At 71.5% G+C, this 19,196-nt stretch carries 17 protein-coding genes; 6 read left to right on the forward strand and 11 right to left on the reverse strand.

What is annotated here, in order from left to right; translation table 11 throughout:
• Positions 1-250 precede the first annotated feature (250 nt).
• The 4 genes from ACZ4UV_RS35595 to ACZ4UV_RS35610 all read left to right on the forward strand — a co-directional run bounded on the left by ACZ4UV_RS35595 (position 251) and on the right by ACZ4UV_RS35610 (position 4,677).
• On the forward strand, positions 251-1,012 hold the full coding sequence (locus ACZ4UV_RS35595) for a DeoR/GlpR family DNA-binding transcription regulator (protein WP_351488291.1): 762 nt from the start codon (positions 251-253) through the stop codon (positions 1,010-1,012).
• Positions 1,013-1,041: 29 nt separating this feature from the next.
• On the forward strand, positions 1,042-1,989 hold the full coding sequence (gene pfkB, locus ACZ4UV_RS35600) for a 1-phosphofructokinase (RefSeq protein WP_467843899.1): 948 nt from the start codon (positions 1,042-1,044) through the stop codon (positions 1,987-1,989).
• 253 nt (positions 1,990-2,242) lie between these two features.
• Positions 2,243-4,309, forward strand: a complete 2,067-nt coding sequence (locus tag ACZ4UV_RS35605; RefSeq protein ID WP_467843621.1) for a PTS fructose transporter subunit IIABC — start codon at positions 2,243-2,245, stop codon at positions 4,307-4,309.
• 116 nt (positions 4,310-4,425) lie between these two features.
• A complete protein-coding gene (locus ACZ4UV_RS35610) occupies positions 4,426-4,677 on the forward strand; it encodes a hypothetical protein (protein ID WP_451016258.1) in 252 nt (83 codons plus the stop codon).
• Between the two features lie 21 nt (positions 4,678-4,698).
• Here ACZ4UV_RS35610 and ACZ4UV_RS35615 read toward each other — a convergent pair whose 3' ends face one another.
• The 4 genes from ACZ4UV_RS35615 to ACZ4UV_RS35630 all read right to left on the reverse strand — a co-directional run bounded on the left by ACZ4UV_RS35615 (position 4,699) and on the right by ACZ4UV_RS35630 (position 9,343).
• The gene (locus ACZ4UV_RS35615) at positions 4,699-5,445 is read right to left on the reverse strand and encodes a DUF6227 family protein (protein ID WP_467843624.1); all 747 of its coding nucleotides are present in this window, start codon (positions 5,443-5,445) and stop codon (positions 4,699-4,701) included.
• A 157-nt stretch (positions 5,446-5,602) separates the two neighbouring features.
• Positions 5,603-6,832 carry a L,D-transpeptidase gene (locus tag ACZ4UV_RS35620; RefSeq protein ID WP_451016257.1) on the reverse strand — a complete coding sequence of 410 codons (1,230 nt, stop codon included), beginning with the start codon at positions 6,830-6,832 and terminating at the stop codon, positions 5,603-5,605.
• Between the two features lie 175 nt (positions 6,833-7,007).
• Entirely contained in the window at positions 7,008-8,033 is a 1,026-nt protein-coding gene (locus ACZ4UV_RS35625; protein ID WP_451016256.1) for a P1 family peptidase, read from the reverse strand.
• A gap of 71 nt (positions 8,034-8,104) precedes the next feature.
• Positions 8,105-9,343 (reverse strand): low temperature requirement protein A, encoded by a 1,239-nt coding sequence (locus ACZ4UV_RS35630; protein ID WP_467843629.1) that lies wholly within the window; start codon positions 9,341-9,343, stop codon positions 8,105-8,107.
• Between the two features lie 149 nt (positions 9,344-9,492).
• Between ACZ4UV_RS35630 and ACZ4UV_RS35635 the strand changes: the two genes are divergently transcribed.
• Entirely contained in the window at positions 9,493-9,669 is a 177-nt protein-coding gene (locus tag ACZ4UV_RS35635) for a hypothetical protein (protein WP_390046844.1), read from the forward strand.
• Between the two features lie 40 nt (positions 9,670-9,709).
• Here ACZ4UV_RS35635 and mscL read toward each other — a convergent pair whose 3' ends face one another.
• From mscL to ACZ4UV_RS35665, 6 genes are all read right to left on the reverse strand, one after another.
• Positions 9,710-10,186: a large conductance mechanosensitive channel protein MscL gene (gene mscL, locus ACZ4UV_RS35640; RefSeq protein WP_390046846.1), complete on the reverse strand. Its 477-nt coding sequence runs from the start codon at positions 10,184-10,186 to the stop codon at positions 9,710-9,712.
• Between the two features lie 138 nt (positions 10,187-10,324).
• Positions 10,325-10,903 carry a hypothetical protein gene (locus ACZ4UV_RS35645; protein WP_467843631.1) on the reverse strand — a complete coding sequence of 193 codons (579 nt, stop codon included), beginning with the start codon at positions 10,901-10,903 and terminating at the stop codon, positions 10,325-10,327.
• A gap of 169 nt (positions 10,904-11,072) precedes the next feature.
• Positions 11,073-11,906 carry an S-methyl-5'-thioadenosine phosphorylase gene (locus ACZ4UV_RS35650; RefSeq protein WP_451016254.1) on the reverse strand — a complete coding sequence of 278 codons (834 nt, stop codon included), beginning with the start codon at positions 11,904-11,906 and terminating at the stop codon, positions 11,073-11,075.
• A gap of 109 nt (positions 11,907-12,015) precedes the next feature.
• Positions 12,016-12,345, reverse strand: a complete 330-nt coding sequence (locus tag ACZ4UV_RS35655; RefSeq protein WP_351488264.1) for an FmdB family zinc ribbon protein — start codon at positions 12,343-12,345, stop codon at positions 12,016-12,018.
• Positions 12,346-12,412: 67 nt separating this feature from the next.
• Positions 12,413-13,705 (reverse strand): MFS transporter, encoded by a 1,293-nt coding sequence (locus ACZ4UV_RS35660; protein WP_451016253.1) that lies wholly within the window; start codon positions 13,703-13,705, stop codon positions 12,413-12,415.
• Positions 13,706-13,973: 268 nt separating this feature from the next.
• Positions 13,974-15,551, reverse strand: coding sequence for a potassium/proton antiporter (locus tag ACZ4UV_RS35665; RefSeq protein WP_451016252.1), 1,578 nt, complete (start codon positions 15,549-15,551; stop codon positions 13,974-13,976).
• A gap of 186 nt (positions 15,552-15,737) precedes the next feature.
• Between ACZ4UV_RS35665 and ACZ4UV_RS35670 the strand changes: the two genes are divergently transcribed.
• The gene (locus ACZ4UV_RS35670) at positions 15,738-18,500 is read left to right on the forward strand and encodes a penicillin acylase family protein (RefSeq protein WP_467843638.1); all 2,763 of its coding nucleotides are present in this window, start codon (positions 15,738-15,740) and stop codon (positions 18,498-18,500) included.
• A gap of 88 nt (positions 18,501-18,588) precedes the next feature.
• Here ACZ4UV_RS35670 and ACZ4UV_RS35675 read toward each other — a convergent pair whose 3' ends face one another.
• Positions 18,589-19,134, reverse strand: coding sequence for a 5-formyltetrahydrofolate cyclo-ligase (locus tag ACZ4UV_RS35675; protein WP_451016250.1), 546 nt, complete (start codon positions 19,132-19,134; stop codon positions 18,589-18,591).
• Positions 19,135-19,196 lie beyond the last annotated feature (62 nt).

Below are 19,196 nucleotides of genomic sequence, written 5' to 3' on the forward strand. Positions count from 1 at the left end.
GCCCGGCGCCGGAAGGCGCCGGGCCCTTCCGCATGGGCATACGGCCGCTTCTGAGCCGCCCTGAACAGGCCGAAAGCCCGATCATGTCCGTTTGTAGCCCGAACCTGTTTACTTTCCGGAAATCCCGGCGTAGCCTCCTCGCGAAACCACAAGTTCGGGCACGAGTCGGACACAGTCGGACACGAGCCAGGCGTGAGTCGGACATGAACCGGACGTCGGTGGGACGTATCTCGGAGCGGAGGCGCAGGGCATGTACGCACCGGAGCGGCAGCAGGAGATCCTCCGGCTCGCCCGTGACGGCGGCCGGGTGGACGTCGTGTCGCTCGCCGAGGAGTTCCAGGTCACGCAGGAGACGATCCGCCGCGACCTGAAGGCCCTCGACCGCGCAGGACTCGTCCGCCGGGTGCACGGCGGTGCCATCCCGGCCGGACGCCTCGACTTCGAGCCGGACCTCGCCGAACGCGAGTCCACCTCGGCCGACGAGAAGGACCGCATCGCCAAGGCCGCCGTACCGGAACTGCCCACCGAGGGCACCCTGATCCTCGACGCCGGTTCCACGGTCGCCCGCCTGGCCGCGGCCATCCCGCTGGAGGCGTCCCTCACCGTCGTCACCCACAGCCTCCCGATCGCGGCCCGCCTCGCCGACCACCCCGGCATCCAGCTCCACCTCGTCGGGGGGCGCGTACGGCACCGTACGCGCGCCGCCGTGGACGCCTGGGCGCTGCGCGCGTACGGCGAGATCCGGGCCGACGTCCTCTTCGTCGCCGCCAACGGCTTCTCCGCCGACCAGGGCCTGACCACCCCCGACCTCGCCGAGGCCGCGGTCAAGCGGGCGGCCGTCGCCGCGGCCCGCCGGGTGGTCCTGCTCGCCGACTCCGCCAAGCACGGCCAGGAGCACTTCGCCCGCTTCGGCGACATGGGCGACGTGGACCTGCTGATCACCGACAGCGGACTGAGCCCCGAGGACGCCGCCGCCATCGAGCGCGGCGGCACGGAAGTAGTACGAGCATGAGCACCACGAGCACCACGATCGGTACGGGCATGATCCTCACCGTCACCCCCAACCCCTCCCTCGACCGGACCTACGAGGTCCCCGCCCTGGAGCGCGGCGAGGTCAACCGCGCCTCCGGCGAGCGCATGGACCCCGGCGGCAAGGGCGTCAACGTCTCCCGCGCGGTCGCCGCCGCCGGCCGCCGCACGGTCGCCGTCCTGCCTCTGGGCGGAGCGCCGGGCGCCCTGATCGCCGACCTGCTCGACGCCCAGGGCATCGAGGTCGCGCCGGTCCCGGTCGCCGGAGCCACCCGCTCCAACGTCGCCCTCGCGGAGTCCGACGGGGTGCTCACCAAGATCAACGCGCCGGGCCCGGAACTCTCGGCCGAGGAGCAGGAACTGCTCCTGGAGACCGTGCGCGAGCAGTCCCGCGACGCCGACTGGATCGCCTGCTGCGGCAGCCTGCCGCGCGGGCTCGCGCCCTCCTGGTACGCCGATGTCGTCGCCCGGGCACACGCCGGGGGCGCACGCATCGCGCTCGACACCTCGGGGCGCGCGCTGCTCGAAGCGCTGCGCGCGCAGCCCGACGTGGTGAAGCCGAACGCGGAGGAGCTCGCGGAGGCCGTCGGGCGCCCCCTGGCGACGGTGGGCGACGCGCTGAAGGCGGCCGAGGAGCTGCGCGGCATGGGTGCCCGCGCCGTCCTCGCCAGCCTGGGCGCCGACGGCCAGCTGCTCGTGGAGGACGAGGGCGCCTGGTTCGCGAGCGCCCGCGTGGACGCCGTCCGCAGCAACGTCGGCGCCGGCGACTCCTCCCTCGCCGGTTTCCTCATCGCCGGCGGCAGCGGCCCCAAGGCCCTCGCCTCCGCCGTCGCGCACGGCGCCGCCGCCGTCCAGCTGCCCGGCAGCGTGATGCCCACCCCGGCCGATCTGGACCCGACGGCGGTCACCGTCACCGACGTCGTCCCCGTCGACCGCGAACTGACGGAGCCGGTGTCATGAAGACCCAGACCCGTACGACCGCTCACCCCGCCGCGCCCCTCCCCGGCGCCGGCCGCCGACAACCGGCCCAGGAGCGGCAAGGCGTCTCGTTACTCGCCACGCCGCCGGGCCGTCGGGGCACCCTGAGCCGCCCCGCCGTCCCCGGGAGGCGGGGCTTCCCCGGCCCCGCCTCCCGACCCGCCCCCCACGGCACCCCCGTCCCCACCCCCGCCCACCCCACACTCCGGGCGATACGCGTGCATAGGAGCCCGCGATGAGCGACATGATCACCGCGGACCTGGTCGATCTCGACCTGTCCGCCGACACGAAGGAAGCGGCGGCGCGCGCCCTCGCCGAGCGCATGGTGGCCCTGGGCCGGGTGACCGACCTGGAGGGCTTCCTCGCCGACGTGGCCGCCCGCGAGGCCCAGATGCCGACCGGCCTCGACGGCGGCATCGGCATCCCGCACTGCCGCAGCGCCCACGTCACCGAGCCGACGCTCGCCTTCGGGCGCAGCGCCGCCGGCATCGACTTCGGCGCCCTCGACGGACCGGCCGACCTGATCTTCCTGATCGCGGCCCCCGCCGGCGCCGACGACGCCCACCTCACGATCCTCTCCTCGCTGGCCCGCCAGCTGATGAACAGCGAGTTCACGGACGCGCTGCGGTCGGCGGGCGACGCGGAGACGGCGGCGGCGCTGATCCGCGGCGACGAGACGCCCGCGGCCACGGCGGGCGCCGCAGCGGCTGCGAGCGCCTCTCAGAACACCGCTGCGGCGCCGGTGGCGGCCTCCGCCGGCACCGCAGCGGCCACCAAGGACGCAGACCCGGCGGCCGACGAGCGCCCGTTCCGCATCGTCGCCGTCACCTCCTGCCCCACCGGCATCGCCCACACCTACATGGCGGCCGAGTCGCTGGAGAACGCGGGCCGCGAGGCGGGCGTCGAGCTCGTCGTCGAGACGCAGGGCTCGGCCGGCTTCACCCGGCTCGCCCCCGAGGTCATCGCGGCGGCGGACGGCGTGATCTTCGCGCACGACGTGCCCGTCCGCGACAAGGACCGCTTCGCCGGCAAGCCGACCGTCGACGTCGGCGTGAAGGCGGGCATCAACCGCCCCGCCGACCTGATCGGCGAGGTCCGCGCGAAGGCGGCCCGCGGCGAGGTCACGTCCGGCTCCGCACCGGCCACCCCGGTGGAGCGCGCGGGCGAGGCCGGCGAGGGCTACGGCACCAAGCTGCGCAAGTGGCTGATGTCCGGCGTGAGCTACATGGTCCCGTTCGTCGCGGCCGGCGGTCTGCTGATCGCCCTCGGCTTCGCGATCGGCGGCTACGAGATCAAGTCGGCGCCGTCGGTGCTCAACCACTTCGTGTGGACGCAGACCGACAGCTGGGCCGCCCTGATGTTCCAGATCGGCGCCGTCGCCTTCGGCTTCCTGGTGCCGGTCCTGGCCGGCTACATCGCCTACGGCATGGCCGACCGGCCCGGCCTGGTCCCCGGTTTCGTGGGCGGCATGATCGCCTCCACGATCAACGCCGGCTTCCTCGGCGGCCTCGTCGCCGGTCTGCTGGCCGGTGGCGTGGTGATGGCGATCCAGAAGATCGACATCCCGAAGGTGCTGCGCGGCATCATGCCGGTGGTGGTGATCCCGCTGATCTCCACGGCGATCGTCGGGTTCCTGATGTTCGTCGTGGTCGGCAAGCCCATCGCCTCCGCCCAGAAGGGCATGACCGACTGGCTGAACGGCCTCTCCGGCTCCAACGCCATCCTGCTCGGCGCCCTGCTCGGCCTGATGATGTGCTTCGACCTCGGCGGCCCCGTCAACAAGGTCGCGTACACCTTCGCCACCGCCGGTATCGCGGTCTCCAACCCCAGTGACTCCGCGATGAAGATCATGGCGGCGGTCATGGCGGCCGGCATGGTCCCGCCGCTGGCGATGGCCCTGGCCACCACCGTGCGCGGCAAGCTCTTCACCGAGACCGAGCGCGAGAACGGCAAGGCCGCCTGGGTCCTGGGCGCCTCCTTCATCTCCGAGGGCGCGATCCCGTTCGCGGCCGCCGACCCGCTGCGCGTCATCCCGTCCTCGATGGTGGGCGGCGCCATCACCGGCGCCCTGTCGATGGCCTTCGGCGCCACCCTGCGCGCTCCGCACGGCGGCATCTTCGTGGTCCCGCTGATCGGCAACCCGTTCCTCTACCTGATCGCCATCGCCGCCGGTGTCTGCGTCACCACGGCCCTGGTCGTCCTCCTCAAGGGCCTGCGCAAGCCGGCCCAGCAGGCCTCGGCGGGCGGCTCCGCCGGGACGGCCGCCACCGCGAAGGAGGCGAAGCAGCCGGTCGCGGCCTGATCCCCGCACCGCGTTGCCGTCTTGTCCCTTTGATTCGCTGTGAGTTGTTCACGGCACCTGCGAGATACGTCACGGTCCGGGACCAAAGTCCCGGACCGTGGTGTGTACTGGGGCCTATGCCCGCGCACGTCTCGACTCTCCAGCTGATCGGCATGGCCGCGCTCACCCTGGCGACCGTCGCCTGGGCGGCCGTCGTGACGCGCCTGCTGCGCCGCAACCGCCGCGAAGCCCTCGCCTGGCACGCCGCGCGCACCCTTCCCGCCTTCCCGCACCAGCACGAGGCCGCCCCGCCCCGCGAGGCCGTCGAACTGACCCCCGCCGAACAGGACGCCTTCGCCGGCCTGGTACGACGCCTCGGCGGCCGCTGAGCCTCCCGGGACGGGGGCGGGCTACCTCTGCCGCGCCGCCCGCCGCTCCATCGCGTCCCTGGCGGCGACCTCCGACGGGTACACCTCGCACATGTGCCGGCCGTCCGGTGTCGCCGTGTGCTCGACCTCCCACAGGGCCAGCTCCCGGCCGTCCCGCAGCAGGAACGCGTGCTCGTAGAGCGAGAAGGTCAGCCCCGGCCTGCCCGTCCGCCCGGGCCGTCCGAACGCCTGGGTGATCTGGTGCGCGAACGCCGCCGACAGCGCCTCCGCCGTCTCCGCGCCCGGCCGGTCCGGGTTCTCCGCACGGCGCAGCAGCCGGCGCGCGTGGTCCGCCGAGTCGTCCGGCACGTACACGTGCCGCGGCTCCGGGACCGGCGCCAGCGTCACCAGCACGGGCAGCTCGAAGTCCGGGGCGTCCGCCGGCAACGGCAGCCGCGCGGTCGCGGCCCGCAGCTCCTCCTCGTCGACGTACACCTCGTGCTGCGGGTCGCCGCCCGGCACGGTGTTGTGCACGAGCTCCCACAGCGTGACCGCGGAGCCGTCGGCCAGCAGCCAGGTGTGCCGGTACGTCTCCCGGTGCAGCCCCGCGCTGTGGTGCGCGGAGTGCAGCGAACTGTCGTGCGCCAGCGCGCAGTCCAGCTGCCTTATGGCCTCGTCCGGCAACTCGAAGGAGTTCAGGGCACGGCCGAGGAGCCGCGCGAGGTGCTCCTCCGGAGACTCGGGCGACTCGGCTGGTTCGTACGCTGCCGTCTCGTACGGAACGCTCAAGGTTTCTCCCGGCGTTGCTGCATGTCACCTTGTGGGTGCATACCGTAGCCCCTCGGTCGGACATCATGTCCGGGAACCGAGAAAACGTACGCCGGGAAAACGCGCGGGCCGCGCGAAAAGTTCCCGCGCGGCCCGGCGAACAGTCAAAAGGTGCCGGTCAGACGGCGCTTCCCGCGGTCCACTCGCTCCACGACAGGTTCCACCCGTTGAGCCCGTTGTCCGGCTGCACGGTCTTGTCGGGGGAATTCTTCACGATCACGACGTCCCCGATGAGCGAGTTGTCGTAGAACCACTTGGCCGTCGTGTCCCCCTGCGCGCCCTGGACGTCCGCGAGCCCCACGCAGCCGTGGCTGGTGCCCTGCTGCCCGAACGGCGGGTTGGACTTGTTGTACCAGTAGTTGCCGTGGATGAACGTCCCCGACGTCGTCAGCCGCATCGCGTGCGGCACGTCCGGGATGTCGTACTCCCCGCCGAGGCCCACCGTCTGGCTGTTCATCCGGGTCTGGGTGAACTTCTCGGAGATCACCATCTGCCCGTTGTACGTCGTGTGCTCGGGGCTGCCCGTGGACACCGGCACCGACTTGAGGACCTTGCCGTCCCGCACCACCGTCATGGTCTGCGTGTTCGCGTCCACCGTGGAGACCTGCGAACGGCCGACGGTGAACGACACCGTCTTCTTCTGCACGCCGTAGACGCCGTTCGCGCCCTCGACGCCGTCCAGGTCGATCTTCATCGTGACCTTGGAGCCGGCCTTCCAGTAGTCCTGCGGCCGGAAGTCCAGCCGCTGCGCCCCGAACCAGTGGCCCACCACCTGCTGGCCGCTGCTGGACGTGACCGTGATGTGCGACTGCACGGCCTTCTTGTCGGTGATGACCTTGTCGAAGTTGAACGACACCGGCATCCCCACGCCGACCGTCGTCCCGTTGTCCGGCGTGTACGTGCCGATGTAGCTGTTCGCCGAGTTGACGGTGGTGAAGATGGAGTTGGCCGCCGCCGTGAGCCCCTTGGAGTCCTTGGCGGTCGCCGATATCTCGTACTTCGTGCCGCGCTCCAGCTGCTCCTTCGGCTTCCAGCTGCCGCCGTCCGCCGAGAGGGTGCCGTCCACGGCCTGCCCCGACCCCGCCACGGTCATCTTGACGTCGGTCAGCTTCCCGTCGCTGACCTGCACGCCGGTCGTGTTGATGGACGCGCCGGTCGAACCGTCCTTCGCCGAGATCACGATCTTCGCGGTCGACGTCTTCGCGGCGGTGTCCTGCCCGCCCTTGGCGCCGTCGCTCTTGTCGTTGGCGTTGGCGTTGCCGCCGCAGGCGGTGAGGGTGAGGGCGCCGATCATCAGGGCGGCACAGGCCCCCAGTGCGCGCCGCGCTGCAATGTCCGGCGATGTCACGGGCTGCTCCAGGTTCATGTGAGTTCTTGTGATGTGCGTGATCCGCTCCAGTGCGTGGAGAAAGAGGCCGGAGGCCCCCCTCGGGGTTCCCTCCGGCGCCCGCGAACGCCATCACGTGACAGAACCAGGACAATCGACAGCTACGCGCAAGGTTCCGGACGCGCCCCGGCCGTGGTCAGCGCGCCCCGTACAACTCGCTGTACGACGGCCACACCCCGCCCGGCCCGTCCACCGACTCGGCGGCCTTTACCGCCCGCACGATCGCGCGGGTCACCAGGTCCGCGCCGGCCGCGAGGATCTCGTTGAGCGCGAGCGGGTGCTTGTCCAGCGGCCGCCCCCCCGTCGCCAGCGCGAACACCGTGTCCCCGTCATTGAGCAGGTGCACCGGCCGGACGGCGCGCGCGATCCCGTCGTGCGCCGTCCCGGCCAGCTTCTGCGCCTGCGCCTTGGAGAGTCCGGCATCGGTCGCGACCACCGCGAGCGTGGTGTTGAGCGGCGGCAGCCCGTTCCGGGCGGCGGTCTCGGCGAGCCGCCGGCGCGCGGCCTCGTGCACCCGCTCCTCGGGATACTCCACCCGCCCCTCGAACAACTCCCCGTACAACGCCCCCGTTTCCGGATCGAGGACCGCGCCGGCCGCGTTGGCCACCACCAGCGCGGCCACCGTGATCCCCGAGTCCAGCACGGTGCTCGCGCTGCCCACCCCGCCCTTCAGCGCCCCGGCCACGGCGCCCGTACCCGCGCCCACGCACCCCTGTGGCACCCGGGCTCCCGGCTCGCTCGCCGCGGCCGCCTCGACCGCCGCCCGCCCGGTCGCCGCGTCCGGCCGGGCCCGGAAGTCCCCGCCCCGACCCAGATCGAAGACACAGGCGGCGGGCACCACCGGCACCACATGCGCCGGATCCGGCCCCACCCGCATCCCGCGTCCCCGCTCCTCCAGCCAGGCCATCACCCCGGACGCCGCGTCGAGCCCGTACGCGCTGCCGCCCGTGAGCACGATCGCCTCCACCCGTTCCACCAGGTTGCGCGGATCGAGCGCGTCCGTCTCCTTGGTGCCCGGGCCCCCGCCCCGCACGTCCACGGCGGCCACCGCGCCGCCCTCGGGGGCCAGGACGACCGTGGTGCCGGTGAGCAGGCCCTCGCCGGTGCGGGTGGCGTGTCCCACCCGCAGCCCGGGCACGTCCGTCAATGCGTCAACTGTCATGACGGTCAGTCTGGCCCAGCCCAGCCCAGCCCAGCCCAGCCCAGCCCGCTCCCGGCCCGCTCCCGGACCGGTCAGGAGGCGGCCGTGGCGGCCTGCGCGGGGCGCTCGCGGCCGGCCGTGCGCGCCGTCAGGGTCGTGCCGGTCGCCACCGCCAGCGCGGAGACGACGCCCGCCGCCGGCACCGCCCAGTCGCCGAGGAACGTGCAGCAGACCACCAGCAGCGCCGTCACCGGCAGCACCAGCTGCTGGGCGAGACCCACCTTGAAGTGCCGCGAGTGCAGCGCCCACACGGTCAGCAGGTACAGCGCCGTCGGCACGGTCACGGCCGTCGACGCGGCCGTCGTGGAGATGTGCGCCTTGCCGACCGCCTCCTCGACGGCCACCTCGATGCCGGCGCCGATCGAGGCCGCCGACGCGAAGATCAGGTAGTGGCCGTAACCCCACAGGAAGGACTGTCTGTTGGAGCGCAGATGGCCGTGGATCGGCACCACGAAGTAGATCCACCACGCCGAGAAGACGATCAGCAGGCCGCCCGCCGCGATCGGCAGCAGCTCCGCGAGCGCGTCGTGCTCGGCCACGGCCGACTTCACGGCGACCGTCGCCGCCGAGATCGTCTCGCCGAGCACGATGATCGTGAACAGCCCGAAGCGCTCGGCGATGTGGTGCGGGTGCCAGGAGGTGCTGTGCTCCTTCTCGGCGTACACGGGCACGCACAGCTCGGCGATCGCCATCACCAGGAACACCCAGGGGCGCCCGTGCGGCGGCAGCACCACGAGACCGACCCAGCCGACCTGGCACAGCAGCACCCCGCCCGCGTACCGGAGCGCCATGGTCCGCTCCGCCCCCTCGGCCTCCCGCGCGGCCCGCAGCCACTGCGAGGCCAGCGCCAGCCGCATGATCACGTAGCCGATCAGGACCAGTGCGAAGTCGTGGTCCGCGAAGGCCCGCGAGACACCGGCCGCCAGCACCAGCACGCCCGCGATCTGGACCAGGGTGACGACCCGGTAGAGGGCGTCGTCGTTGTCGTAGGCCGAAGCGAACCAGGTGAAGTTCATCCAGGCCCACCAGATGGCGAAGAACAGCATCGCGTAGTTCAGGACGCCCTCGCCCGCGTGGCCCGTGGCGACCGAGTGCACCAGTCCCTCGCCCGCCTGGGCGATGGCCACCACGAAGCACAGGTCGAAGAAGAGCTCGAGTGGTGAGGAGACCCGGTGGGACTCCTCGCGTCCGCGCGCGGTGAGGCGGCGCAGCGGCCGGAGGGGCTGGGGTGCGTGCTGTGGGGCGGGAGCCTGAGGAGAACTCGACGTCATGCGTCCAGCACAGCAGAAAAGGGCACCGGCTTGCGAACGGAGCCGCAGGCGGGCGGGCGACCCGGTGGGCGGCAGGACCGCGGGCGGGGCCGCCGGGCGGCCCCGCCCGCCCGGGCGGACCCGAGCCGCGGGCGCCGTAGTCTTGGGACATGACCACCGCCCCCGAGCCCGCGCCGCGCGACCCGAAGCCCGCGCTGATCTTCGACGACCCGCTCGACCGGCAGTCCTCGGACGACACCGACCGCGGCTGGGGCGACCGCCCGGAGGGCGACTCCACGGCCGACCTCAGGCGTTTCCTCGACGAGAAGCCGCCCCACCACCTCTGAGCCCTCCGCGCGACCGCCCGGAGCCTCCGCGGCAGCGCCGCTAACGCTGGATGTGACCGTTTCCGCGCTGCGCCACCAGGGCGTCGCGTATCTCCTTCAGCACCTCCAGCTCGGTCACCTCGACCACCTCGTGCGTGCCCTCCCGCGCCTTCCGGCGGGCCTCCACACGGGCCAGGTACTTCGCCATCGGCAGCACCATCAGGAAGTACACGACCGCCGCGGTGATCACGAAGGAGAGCGTGGCGCCCAGGACCGAGCCCCACATGATCGGGATACCGCTCTTCACCGTGCCGTCGGCGTTGAGCACGCAGGGGTCCTTCAGGCACGAGCTGTAGCTGTCGAGGTTCTTCGTGCCGATCGCGCCGACCAGCGGGTTGATGAGCCCCTTCACCACCGAGTTGACGATGTTCGTGAAGGCGGCGCCGATGACCACCGCGACTGCCAGATCGACGACGTTGCCGCGCATCAGGAAGGCCTTGAAGCCCTGCCAGATACTCGGTTCCTTCTTCGCGCTCACCTCGGGGACTCTCCTCACATGCACAGGGTGTGGAACAAAACGCTCCGCAACCTACGGCACGGTGCGGCCATTGCGCCCAATCCCGGAGCTCGAACGAGCGACTTGACACAGAGCGTCCCGAAAATTGCCCCAGGCTGTTCAACACAGGGTCACCGCCAGCCGTGCCGTGGCGCTCGCGCCGACCAGTTGTGCGGCGGTGGTCCGCGGGACCGAGAGCACGACCAGCGCCCCGCTCTCCGCGGCCGCGTCGACCGGCTCCGGCAGCTTCGTCACGCGCGCCCCGCGTGCGATCACCCGGGCCTCCCCGCCGGCCGCGGGATCCCCGGCCGCGATCACGTCCACCCGGTCGCCGGGGCGCAGCAGCCGGACGGTGGCCGCGTCGGCGATCCGCACCGGTGCCGTCACCATGTCCACGGGCGGGGCGTGCCGTCGTACCGGCTGGGTGACGGCCGGGTGGCCCCGGGGCCGCTCGGCCCGCAGGGGGTCGAGGGCGGTACGCGGTCCCGCCGCGACGAGCGCCGCCGCCGTGACCGCGAGGCCCGCCGCGAGGGCCCGGCCGCGGTGCCGCAGCAGCCGGTCCAGCCGATACCGCCCGCCGCGCACCCGCACCGGTTCGAAGTACGGGACCTCGCAGGTGGCGGGGGCGTCCGTGCCCAGCGGGCGCGGGACGCGGAGGGGAGGGGGGAAGACGGGGGAAGGAGAGGGGGGAACGGACACGGAAATCACCACCTGCGACGAGGAACCGGCTTGCGAGACCACGATGAGGTCTCGTGCCGAAACCCGCCGGAGGCGGTGGGCTACCGACCGGTTGTGGACAACTCGGCCACCCGAACGAGGAGTTCCGCCCGTGTCCGCCCCGCGGAAAGCCCTCGCGTCACGGCCCGCGTCAGGGCAGCTCGAACCCCGGGTCCATGCCGCCGAGCGCGTTCGTGCACAGGCAGTCCCGTGCCGCGTTCTCCGGCAGGGCCGCCACCGCGTCGAACAGCACGCCGCGCAGCCGGTCCACGTTGGCCGCGAACACCTGCAGCACCTCGTCGTGCGAGACGCCCTCGCCGGTCTCGGCGCCCGCGTCCAGGTCCGTGACCAGCGTCAACGACGCGTAGCAGAGCTCCAGTTCACGGGCGAGCGCCGCCTCGGGATGACCGGTCATGCCCACCACCGACCAGCCCTGCGCCTGGTGCCACAGCGATTCGGCGCGGGTCGAGAAGCGCGGCCCCTCGACCACCACCAGCGTGCCCCCGTCCACCGGCTCCCACTCCCGGCCCCGCGCCGCCTTCAGGGCCGCCGCCCGGCCGGTGGGGCAGTAGGGGTCGGCCAGCGAGACGTGGACCACGTTCGGCACGGCGCCGTCGGGCAGCGGCAGTCCGTCGAAGTACGACTGCGCCCGGGACTTCGTACGGTCCACCAGCTGGTCCGGTACCAGCAGCGTGCCCGGGCCGTACTCGGGGCGCAGACCGCCCACCGCGCACGGGCCGAGCACCTGGCGCACGCCGACGGAGCGCAGCGCCCAGAGGTTGGCCCGGTAGTTGATGCGGTGCGGCGGCAGATGGTGGCCGCGTCCGTGGCGGGGCAGGAAGGCGACCCGGCGGCCGGCGATCTCGCCGAGGAAGAGGGAGTCGCTGGGCGGCCCGTAGGGCGTGTCGACCTGGATCTCGGTCACGTCGTCGAGGAACGAGTAGAAGCCGGAACCGCCGATTACGCCGATCTCTGCGTTCACCATGCGCAGCACACTAGCCGCCCGCCCGAACCGGCCGCCCGGGCAGGTGCCGGGGTCCGGGAACGCCTCGGATCCCGCTGTCGCACGACGGCGGGATCCGAGGGGTGAGGTCTCAGGCGGCGGAGCTGCTGGCCGAGCCCGTCGAGGAAGACGTCGAGGACGACGACTTCGAGTCGGAGGTCTTCGAGTCGGACGACTTCGACTCCGACGACGTGCTCGACGACGCCGAGCCCGACTTCGACGCGGGGCTGCTGCTCGACGAGGAGCCGCGGCTGTCGTTGCGGTAGAAGCCCGAGCCCTTGAAGACAATGCCTACCGCGGAGAACACCTTCTTCAGGCGGCCACCGCAGTTGGGGCACTCGGTCAGGGCGTCGTCGGTGAACTTCTGCACCGCCTCGAGGCCCTCGCCGCACTCGGTGCACTGGTACTGGTAGGTCGGCACTGTCTTCCTCCTGGCACTCTCACTCAGTGAGTGCTAACGACGGTCCATAGTGACGTATTCCTGAGGATCAGTCCACCGTCAGCGGTACTCGGTGACCGACGCCACGTGCGACGGTACGGTTCCGGGGGCGGGTGATCAGCCGCGAACGCAGCGCCAGGAGGGTCACCAGGGCGAGCAGGGTGCCGGCCATCGGCACCAGGAACCCGGCGCCGCCCCACAGGCGGTCCTCCAGCTGTCCGGCGACCGTGACCGCGGCCGCCTGGCCGAGCGCCACCGCGCCGGTCAGCCACGTGAACGCCTCCGTGCGGGCGCCGGCCGGGACCAGGCCCTCGACCAGCGTGTAGCCGGTGATCAGGGCGGGCGCGATGCACATGCCGACCAGCAGGCCGAGACCGGCCAGGACGAGCACCGAGTGGGACGTCCACAGCGCCGACGCGGTCAGCGCGAGCGCCGCGTAGCCGACCACCAGGCGCCGGTGCGGGGCGGCCTTCCAGGCGAGCGCGCCGCACACGATGCCGGAGAGCATGTTCCCCGCGGCGAAGGTGCCGTACAGGACGCCGTTCAGGCCGGGCTCGCCGATCGACTCGGTGAACGCCGCGAGGGAGACCTGCATGCCGCCGAAGACGGAACCGATGCCGAGGAAGGCGACGACCAGCACGCGTACGCCGGGGACGCGGAGCGCCGAGGCGTGCCGCACGCGCGTGTGGCCGGTGCCGGTCACCTGGGGCTGGGTGCTCTTGCGGGCGGCGAACAGCAGACCGCCGGCCAGGGTGAGCGCGGCTTCCGTGACCAGGCCGGCGGCCGGGGCGACGGTGGTGCACAGGGCGGTCGCGAGCAGCGGGCCGAAGACGAAGGTGAGCTCGTCGGTGACGGACTCGAAGGCGGCCGCGGTGGACATCAGAGGGGAGTCCTGGAGCTTCACGCCCCAGCGGGCTCGCACCATGGGGCCGATCTGCGGCACCGAGGCGCCGGTCGGCACGGCCGCCGCGAACAGTGCCCACAGGGGCGCGTGCGCCAGCGCGAGCGCCGTCAGGACGAGGCCGGACACGGTGTGCAGGAGCACGCCGGGGACCAGCACCGCGCGCTGCCCGTAGCGGTCGGCCAGGCGGCCGCTGTAGGGCGCGAACAGCGCCATGGAGACACCGGTGACGGCCGCGGCGGCGCCCGCGGCGCCGTAGGAGCCGGTGGTGTGCTGCACGAGCAGCACGATGGAGATGGTGAGCATCGCGAACGGCTGGCGCGCCGCGAAAGCGGGGAGCAGGAACGTCCAGGCGCCGCGGGTGCGCAGCAGCTGTCCGTATCCCGGGCGGGACGGCGCCGCCGGGTTCTCCGACGGCTCGGTGGTGACCGTGGATGCCACGGCCCGTGCCTTTCTGCCGCCTGGTAGCGCGCCCGTGCGGGGGCGCCGAGAGCTGTCCTCTTGCGCGGAACTGCGGTAGATACCGGCATCCACTGCGAAGAGCGTTCCGGCCGCCATACGGTCGCGCCAGCTCTGCGTCAGGCAGAGTTGGTTCGATCAAGGTGCTTTCATCGTACAGGGGGGAGGGCGCGGTACACCTGTGAAAATGAGCACCGTGGCCCCCGTTCACCTGGGATTGCCTGAGGTGTGAAGTACCCGAAACACGTCCTTAACGCACGCCCGCCGCCCCGTTCGTGCCCAGCCAGCCCGCCAGCTTGCCCCCGGCGCCGACCGCGCGCAGCCGCCGTTCCGCGGCGTCCCGCACCGGGTCGGTGGCGACCACGAGGAGTTCGTCCCCGCGTCGCAGCACCGTCGCGGGCAGCGGAACAAACGATTTTCCTTCGCGGACGACCAGGGTGACGGCGGCCCCGGCGGGCAGCCGCAGCTCGTTGATCTCCACGCCGTGCATCAGCGATCCCTCGGGGATCGAGACTGACAGCAGGTGCCCGCGCAGCCGCTCCAGGGGCGCGGACTCGATGCCGAGGTCGGCGGCCTCCGGGCCCTCGCCCAGCCGCAGCTTCCGGGCCAGCCAGGGCAGGGTCGGCCCCTGGACGAGGGTGTAGACGACGACCAGGACGAAGACGATGTTGAAGATCCGGTGGCTGGTGTCGACGCCGTTCACCATGGGGATCGTCGCCAGGATGATGGGCACGGCTCCGCGCAGCCCGGCCCAGGACATCAGGGTCTGCTCCGCCCAGGGCACCCGGAACGGCGCGAGGCTGACGATCACGCTCACCGGCCGCGCCACCATGGTGAGCACCAGCCCGATGACGAGGGCGGGCATGATGTCGTCGCCGAGCTCGTGCGGGGTGACCAGCAGGCCGAGCAGGACGAACATGCCGATCTGGGCGATCCAGCCGAGCCCCTCGGCGAATCCGCGGGTGGCCGGCCAGTGCGGCAGCTTGGCGTTGCCGAGCACCATGGAGGCCAGGTAGACCGCGAGGAAGCCGCTGCCGTGCGCCAGTGCGCCGGCCGCGTACGCGGTGACCGCGATGGCCATCACGGCGATCGGGTAGAGGCCGGAGGCGGGCAGCGCGACGTGCCGGAGGCCCCAGGAGCCGAGCCAGCCGACCGCGAGGCCTATGCCCGCGCCGATGGCCAGTTCCATGGCTATCTCGCCCACCAGGACGTACCAGTGCTCGACCGGGCCCGCGGTGGACAGGGCGACGACCAGGATGACCACCGGGGCGTCGTTGAAGCCGGACTCCGCCTCCAGGGTGCCCGTCACGCGCGCGGGCAGCGGAATGCGCCGGAGCACGGAGAACACCGCCGCCGCGTCCGTGGAGGACACCACCGCACCGATGACGAGCGCCTGCCGCCACTCCAGTCCGACCAGGTAGTGCGCGCCCGCGGCGGTGACGCCGACGCTCACCCCGACCCCGACCAGGGCCAGCATGGAGGCGGACGCCAGGACGGGTTCGACCTCCTTCCACTTCGTGCCGAGTCCGCCCTCGGCCAGGATCACGACCAGGGCCGCGTATCCGATGACCTGGGTCAGTTCGGCGTTGGCGAAGTGGATGCCGCCGATGCCGTCCTGGCCCATGAGGACGCCGATCCCCAGGTACACGAGCAGGCTGGGGAGCCCGCTGCGCGAGGAGATCCGGACGGCCGCGACGGCGACGAGCAGGACCACGGAGCAGACGAGCAGAAGCTGGTTGAGGTGGTGGACAGTCAGCGGCGGTTCCCTTCCTTGGCTCGCGCGCGGGCGACGCGGAAGCTCACGTACACAGGACCGAGAGTGCGGCACTCCGCACCCAAGTACTTCGTTACCTTACCTAACTCTTGACGCTTTCTTGACGCTTCCCCAGGCAAGATCGAACGCCCGTGCCCGCCGGATCCCTACTCCGCGTCAAGTGGCGTAGGGCCCTGCGCCTATGGTTGCTCCAGCACTCCAGGACCGCCTGCCGCTCGCGTTAGGACAGCAAGGACAGCGATGCCCCCCAACACCACCGCCACAACGGGTGACAAGCCTGGCAAGTCCGGCAGGAAGAAGGGGCGCAGAGCCCGACTGATCGTGCTCGTGCTCGTCCTTGCCGTCATCGGTGGCGTCTTCTACGGGGCGTACTGGTCGGTCAGCACGGTCCGCGCGTCCTTCCCGCAGACCAAGGGTTCGATCACGCTCGAAGGCCTCTCCGGGCCCGTGACCGTGAAGCGGGACGGCTACGGCATCCCGCAGATATACGCCTCGACCGACGAGGACCTGTTCATGGCGCAGGGCTACGTCCAGGCGCAGGACCGGTTCTACGAGATGGACGTGCGCCGTCACATGACGTCCGGGCGCCTGTCGGAGATGTTCGGCAAGGGCCAGGTGAAGAACGACGAGTTCCTGCGCACCATGGGCTGGGACCGGGTCGCGAAGGAGGAGTACGACACCAAGCTGTCGGCCTCCACGAAGAAGTACCTCCAGGCCTACTCCAAGGGGGTCAACGCCTACCTCCAGGGCAAGAGCGGCAAGGACATCTCCCTGGAGTACGCGGCCCTCGGGTTCGTCAACGACTACACGCCCGAGCAGTGGACCCCCGTCGACTCGGTCTCCTGGCTGAAGGCGATGGCCTGGGACCTGCGCGGCAACATGGACGACGAGATCGACCGCGCCCTGATGACCAGCCGTCTCGGGCCGCAGCAGATCAAGGACCTCTACCCGGACTACCCGTACAGCCGCAACCAGCCGATCGTCCAGCAGGGCCAGTACGACGAGGTCACCAAGACGTTCGAGCAGAGCGACTCCACGAGCGGCTCCGGGACCTCGGCGGGCACGAGCGGCACCACGACCTCGTCGTCCACCGGTTCGGCGCTCACGAGCCAGCTGGAGAGCCTCTACAACGTCCTGGACGACGTCCCCACGGCCGTCGGCGTGAACGGCCAGGGCATCGGGTCCAACTCCTGGGTCGTCGGCGGCCAGTACACCATCACCGGCAAGCCGCTGCTCGCCAACGACCCGCACCTGTCGGCGTCGCTGCCGTCCGTCTGGTACCAGATGGGCCTGCACTGCACCACGGTCTCCAGCAAGTGCCAGTACGACGTCACCGGCTACACCTTCGCCGGCATGCCCGGCGTGATCATCGGCCACAACGCCGACATCGCCTGGGGCATGACCAACTCCGGGGTCGACGTCACCGACCTCTACCTGGAGAAGCTCTCCGGCGACGGCTACCTGTACGACGGCAAGACCAAGCCCTTCACGACCCGCACGGAGACCATCAAGGTCGCCGGGGGCGCGTCCAAGAAGATCGTCGTACGCCAGACCGCCGACGGCATGCCGCTGCTGTCCGACCGCGACGACGAACTCGTCGAGGTCGGCAAGAAGGCCTCCGTGGACACCGCCGCACCCGACCGCGGCGACGGCTACGGCATCGCCCTGAGGTGGACCGCCCTGGACCCGGGCACCACCATGGACGCCGTCTTCGCCCTCGACAAGGCGTCCGACTGGGCCTCCTTCCGGGACGCGGCGGCCCAGTTCGACGTGCCCTCGCAGAACCTGATCTACGCCGACACCAAGAACAACATCGGCTACACCCTGCCGGGCAAGATCCCCACGCGCTCGTCGGCGGACGACGGCTCCATCCCGGCGCCGGGATGGGACTCCACGTACAAGTGGACCGGCTTCATCAAGCAGGACGAGCTGCCCTACGAGTACGACCCGAAGCGCGGCTACATCGTCACCGCCAACCAGGCCGTGATCGACAAGGACAAGTATCCCTACACGCTCACCACGGACTGGGGATACGGCACCCGCAGCCAGCGCATCACCGACCTGATCGAGTCGAAGATCAAGGACGGCGGCAAGATCTCCACCGACGACATGCGCCAGATGCAGACGGACAACAGCAGCGAGATCGCCAAGCTGCTGGTGCCCAAGCTGCTGAAGATCAACCTCGACGACAAGGACGTCCGCGAGGCGCAGAAGCTCCTCGAGGGCTGGGACTACACCCAGGACGCCGACTCCGCGGCCGCGGCCTACTTCAACGCTGTGTGGCGCAACATCCTCAAGCTCGCCTTCGGCAACAAGCTGCCCAAGGAGCTGCGGGTCAAGGGCCAGTGCCTGTGGGTCGACAAGATCGACAGCACCGGTCCGGTGGATGACGACACCAAGGTGCGCGAGTGCGGCGAGCGTGACGCCGACCAGGCCCAGCCGGACGGCGGCGACCGCTGGTTCGAGGTGGTCCGCAACCTCATGAACAAGCCGGACAGCGACTGGTGGAAGACGCCGGCCGGAGCGGGCGACCGCCCCAAGGCCGACAACATGGACGAGCTCTTCAAGCGCGCCATGATCGACGCCCGCTGGGAGCTGACCGCCAAGCTCGGCAAGGACATCGACACCTGGAGCTGGGGCCGGCTGCACCGCCTGTTCCTGAAGAACCAGACCCTGGGCACCGACGGCCCGGCCGTCGTCCAGTACATCCTCAACCGCGGCCCCTGGAAGCTCAGCGGCGGCGAGGCCACGGTCGACGCGACCGGCTGGAACGCCGCCGGCGGCTACGGCGTCGTCTGGGTGCCCTCCATGCGGATGGTCGTCAACCTCGACGACCTGGACAAATCCAAGTGGATCAACCTCACCGGAGCCTCCGGTCACGCCTTCAGCGCCCACTACACCGACCAGACGGGCAAGTGGGCCGACGGCGAACTGCTCCCGTGGTCGTTCTCGGACAAGGCGGTCGACGACAGCACCAGCGACACCCTCGTCCTCAAGCCCTGAGCCGGACGGCCTGAGCCCGACGCCACCCGCCACTGAAACGGCCCTCCACGCGCGCGTGGAGGGCCGTTTTCGCACCAGCGCGGCTCTCTCAGGGGCTCGCGAACCGGCGCACCCCCGACGGCGTCACCACCACCTGCACCGGCCGGTCGTGCGCCTGGGCGGGCACCCGCCCGACGACCTCCGTGTCGTACAGCAGCACCACGAGTGCCGGGCGCGCGCCCGCGCGCTCCAGACGCGCCAGCACCCGGTCGTACGACCCGCCGCCGCGCCCCAGGCGCATCCCGCGCGCGTCCACCGCGAGCCCCGGCAGCAGCACGACGTCCGCGGCGAGCACGGCGTCCGGCCCCAGGCGTTCACCGGAGGGTTCGAACAGTGCCATCTTCCCGCCGTGTTGGACGCGGGCGAGGGAGCCCTCCCCGGCGTACGCGCCCCAGTCCAGGTCGTGGTCCGGCAGGAGCACGGGGAGCAGCACGCGCACCCCCCGCGTGACCAGCGCGTCCAGCAGCGTGAGCGTGCCGGGCTCGCTCCCGACCGAGACGTACGCCGCCACCGTGCGCGCATGCGCCAACTCGGGCAGTTCCAGCGCGTGCCCGGCCAGCGCGTCGGCCGCTTCCCTGACGACATCCGTCGTCAACCTGTTCCTCACCCCGAGGAATTCTCGGCGCAACGTTCGCTTGTCACTGTCGGCTTCAGGTC

Source organism: Streptomyces sp. NPDC028289 (genome assembly GCF_055565975.1).

Excerpts from the sequence above, each read along its gene's own strand:
- ACZ4UV_RS35635 (WP_390046844.1), top strand. The coding sequence starts at position 9,493 with ATGACCACCGCCCCCGAGCCCGCGCCGCGCGACCCGAAGCCCGCGCTG.
- ACZ4UV_RS35605 (WP_467843621.1), top strand. The coding sequence starts at position 2,243 with ATGAGCGACATGATCACCGCGGACCTGGTCGATCTCGACCTGTCCGCC.
- ACZ4UV_RS35625 (WP_451016256.1), bottom strand. The coding sequence starts at position 8,033 with ATGACAGTTGACGCATTGACGGACGTGCCCGGGCTGCGGGTGGGACAC.
- ACZ4UV_RS35650 (WP_451016254.1), bottom strand. The coding sequence starts at position 11,906 with ATGGTGAACGCAGAGATCGGCGTAATCGGCGGTTCCGGCTTCTACTCG.
- pfkB (WP_467843899.1), top strand. The coding sequence starts at position 1,042 with ATGATCCTCACCGTCACCCCCAACCCCTCCCTCGACCGGACCTACGAG.
- ACZ4UV_RS35670 (WP_467843638.1), top strand. The coding sequence starts at position 15,738 with ATGCCCCCCAACACCACCGCCACAACGGGTGACAAGCCTGGCAAGTCC.
- ACZ4UV_RS35630 (WP_467843629.1), bottom strand. The coding sequence starts at position 9,343 with ATGACGTCGAGTTCTCCTCAGGCTCCCGCCCCACAGCACGCACCCCAG.
- ACZ4UV_RS35595 (WP_351488291.1), top strand. The coding sequence starts at position 251 with ATGTACGCACCGGAGCGGCAGCAGGAGATCCTCCGGCTCGCCCGTGAC.
- ACZ4UV_RS35610 (WP_451016258.1), top strand. The coding sequence starts at position 4,426 with ATGCCCGCGCACGTCTCGACTCTCCAGCTGATCGGCATGGCCGCGCTC.